Genomic DNA, 3760 nt, shown 5'->3' with positions numbered 1-3760 from the left:
GCCCGGCAGCGGAGGCGGTGGGTCCGGCGGCGCCGGCCGCGTTGGCCGGGCCCGCCGACAGCGCGCCGGCCGTCAGAACGAGCCCCGCGCCCGCGGCTGTCGCCACGGCACGGGACAGGAAAATCCGCCGTGATACATCAGACACAGTTGCCCTCTCCCAGGCTTGTCGTGCTGTCCAGTGGTCACGGTCGTCACATGTCGCCCGCCGGGCCCTCACGGGTCGTCACCGCAGGTCACCCACTCGGCGGTCAACCGGCCAGGTACGTCCAGATCACCGCCGGCAGGAACTGGGCCGCCAGCAGCAGCGCCCAGAACCCCGCCCCGCCGGCACCCCGGCGAAGCACCCCGAACCAGTTCGCGACGCCGGCGATCAGCAGGTAGGGCAGGAGGGTCATCAGCGCCAGACCGAGCGCCAGTCCCGCGCCGTCGTTCGTGCTGTAAGGATCGGCGGTCGTCCAGCCGAACCGGGCGAAGACGAAGTTGGCGAGGAACCTCCAGGCGAACCAGTACGGAAGCATGCCCACCATCCCCAACGGGAGGTTGACGAGCACCGCCGCGAGCGGCGCCGGCATCCGGCGCCCACCCTCGATCCCCGCCCGGCGATCGGCGAACTCGCCATCGGCAAACGACATGTGATCGACCCTACAGGTTGCGCAGAGGCGCGTTGTACTTCTCGAACACCCGGTAAACCGCCAGCCGCTTGGCGCCCTCCACCATCGCCTCAGGGGTGTCGCCCTGGTAGCGCGCCAGCAGGCGGTGGGTCTCGTCGTCGGTGTAGTCGAGCCCCGGCGGGCGGGAGATCGGGTTCGTCAGCAGGCTCGCGTGCCAGAAGTGGACGTAGGCGACGCAGCCGATGTTGAACTCCTCGTTCCCGTTCAGCTTCGACCAGGTATCGCCCACGTGGTCGTGGTTGTTGGGATCGAGCCGGATTCCGAAGGACAGCAGCTGGTTGTCCATCGCGTAGTTGCGCGCACGGATGGCGGACCTGGCGAACACCTCACCCAGGCCGGTGCTGCAGTCGTCCCACAGGCCGATGCCGGTGCTGTAGTACGCCTTGACCGCCGCGTCCTTGCCCGCGTCCTCAATGTTCTTGTGCCGCATCTCCCACAGGATGGGCACCTGGATGAGCGCCTTGCGGATCTTCAGGTTGCGTGCGAGCGAGGTGATCAGCGCGTCCTTCTCGAGCACCTTGGCGATCGCCTCGCTCGTCGAGTAGATCCCGGTGGTGTCCGATTCCTCGATGCCGTAGGTCTTCAGGCACTGCTTGATGTCCTCGGCCAACGCGAGGGTGTAGTCCTGGTCCCAGTGCACGTCGAGGTTGTAGACCGTGCTGACCGGATCGACCGCGTCCTGGCCGCGGTCCCGCCCGGAGGCGATGTTGTTGTCGATCTCGATCTGGCCGGCACCGCTGCCGACGGTGATGGTCGAGATCTGGTCGAACATCCAGTCCTCCGGCATCGGGAAGCCGAGGTTCCCCGAGAAGCCGGTGGACATGTCGGAGACGAAGCTCCCGAAGCTCAGTTGCGCCGCGGTCACCCGGGAGCAGACGTTCCGGGGACCGTACGCCGCGGGGACGTACTTGTTCCCCAGGTACTCCATGGCCCGCGCGATGCCGCGGAAGTGCGGGATGATGTTGCTGGTGATCTGGTGGTCCAGGGCGTCGAAGTCGACCGCGAAGTAGATCCTGGTCCCGCGCTTGATCCCGTAGCCGTTAGCGGCGTCGCAGGCGGCCAGGCCGTCGATGTACCCCTGGTTGTCACTGAAGTAGCTCGCCGAGCCGCCGTACGTCTGGTAGATCGGGAAGAACCTCAGCCCGGCACCCAGGATGTTGGAGATCTCGTACTTCTGGATCTTCTTGTTCAGCGTGGTGCCCGGCACGTTGGTCAGATAGCGCCCGACGACCTGGTAGCCGGCGGCGATCAGCGCGGCGCCCCGCTCCGGGGTGACCTCGGTGACGCAGTCGAGCGCGATCCCCTTGCGGGTGGGGTCACCGGTGGACACCAGCAGCGAGGCCCAGGTCGGATAGTCGGCCTTGCCGTTGACGGTCAGTCGGACGAAGTCCTGGAACTCCCGCACCCGCGCGGCGAGGTCGGCGTCGAAGGTGTCGGTGAACACCGCGCCGCTGCGCCGGTTGAAGACCATCGCGGCGCTGAACAGCCGCACGAAGGTGCCGGTCGAACCGATCTCCAGCGGGTTCGCCTGGAGACCCGCCTTGGTCCCCGGGCCGAAGACCCCGTTCGCCACCGCGTCGCTCATCCCGAGGGCGTACTGGATGGCGAACATCAGGGCCTTCTGCACGTCCCGCGAGAACCAGCCGTCGCACGGGACGACGAAGTAGTTCTGGCGCTGTACGTAACTCGCGTTCATCCAGCGCTGGATACCCCGGACCGCGTTGGAGCCGCCGTTGACGGTGACGTAGGCGTCCATGGTGAGGAGTGCCTTGAGCACCTTCGGCGGCACGCCCGGACCGGGGAAGACGCCGTCGACGCCCATGTCCGTCTTGAGCAGTGCGACGGCCGCGCCGGTCCTCGCGTCGTACTGCCCGTTGATCCCGCTGCCGTCGTAGCCCTTGCAGTACAGACCCGCCTGCACGATCTTGGTGATGTTCGTCGTGGTGTGCCCGGCGTCGACCACCGGGTACTTGGTCTGCAGGGTCGACAGCGTGGTCGGCCCGAACGTGTCGGACAGCGACTGGATGCCGATCTCGTACTGCAGCGCCCGGGTGAGCGCGTACATCACCGGCCACCCGGTCTTTCCGTTCTCCTCCACATGCGGGATCCCTGCCACGGATCCGTAGGTGCTGTTGATGAACCGCTGTGCAGCGAGCACCATCTCGTCGGCCATGAGCCTCCGCTTTCTGTCGTCGCCTTCGTCATGGAGAGCTTCGGGTCCTCAAACGCGACTGGCCGGTCCGACCGCTACCGGGCCGCGGCCCGACTGAGCGTCGCGTCGTTCTTGTCCCGGATCTCGCTGAGGGCGAGCTGGTTCTGCGCGATCTGCTCGTTCTGGATCCTGGTCTCGGTATCGGCCCAGATCCGGACGAGGCTGGTGTCGGACTTGCAGGCGACATCGGCGACCGCCATCAGGACCTCCTGCGCCGTCGCCTCCCGGGCACCTCTGGACGGCAACTGCTCGGTGGCGGTCAGCGGGTCCGTGACCGTGAAGCCCTTGGTCTTCATGCAGGCGCTCCAGTCGGCGAACACCTTCGTCACCGCAGGATCCGTCCGGGAGCGTTCGAGGCTCTCGCCGTTGAGCTGGTCCACGAGCGTCTCGTCCAGCTCACCGACCTGCCGGGCGCCCTCTCCCAGGCAACCACCCTCCGGAACCCGGGCATCGGCAGGCTTCTCGCCGTTTCCGCCCTGCCCCCGCAGCGCCACCGACTCGGCCTGGGAGGGCTCGAACAACGGCGCAGGTCCGGAGTCGGCCGCCAGGTGGTAGCCGGTCTTCTCCGCCTCCTCCCGCACGGTGATGCCGTACCTCCGCGCCATGTTGGCCCCGTCGAAGTTGGGCGGCGGGTGAAGGCCGGGGGCCGGCGGGTTGTAGTCGAATCCGAGCCGCGCCATGCACTCGCGTTGCACGCGCAACTGCGCCTTCTGGACCGCCACCCGGCTCGGATAGCCCAGCATGTAGGACTGGAGCGGGAGGGCCACGCCCTTCGCCAGGCCGTTCTGCGCCACGGCGGCCGGCACCGTACCCGCCGCCGAGGGCGTCCCGTCGGACGGCTCTCCGCCGCCACAACCGGTTACACCCAGCAGAGCCG

At 67.8% G+C, this 3760-nt stretch carries 3 protein-coding genes; all 3 read right to left on the bottom strand.

What is annotated here, in order from left to right; genetic code table 11:
* Positions 1-248 precede the first annotated feature (248 nt).
* Positions 249-632 (bottom strand): hypothetical protein, encoded by a 384-nt coding sequence (locus ABD308_RS04055; protein ID WP_344325616.1) that lies wholly within the window; start codon positions 630-632, stop codon positions 249-251.
* A gap of 10 nt (positions 633-642) precedes the next feature.
* Entirely contained in the window at positions 643-2844 is a 2202-nt protein-coding gene (locus tag ABD308_RS04050) for a glycoside hydrolase domain-containing protein (RefSeq protein ID WP_344325612.1), read from the bottom strand.
* A 74-nt stretch (positions 2845-2918) separates the two neighbouring features.
* Entirely contained in the window at positions 2919-3677 is a 759-nt protein-coding gene (locus ABD308_RS04045; RefSeq protein WP_344325609.1) for a hypothetical protein, read from the bottom strand.
* Between the last annotated feature and the right edge of the window lie 83 nt (positions 3678-3760).

Origin of the sequence: Kitasatospora putterlickiae (assembly GCF_039527695.1) — a bacterium.
Classification (GTDB): Bacteria; Actinomycetota; Actinomycetes; order Streptomycetales; family Streptomycetaceae; genus Kitasatospora; species Kitasatospora putterlickiae.
The sequence above is the reverse complement of the archived record's forward strand: the minus strand, read 5'-3'. Positions and strand labels throughout refer to the sequence as shown.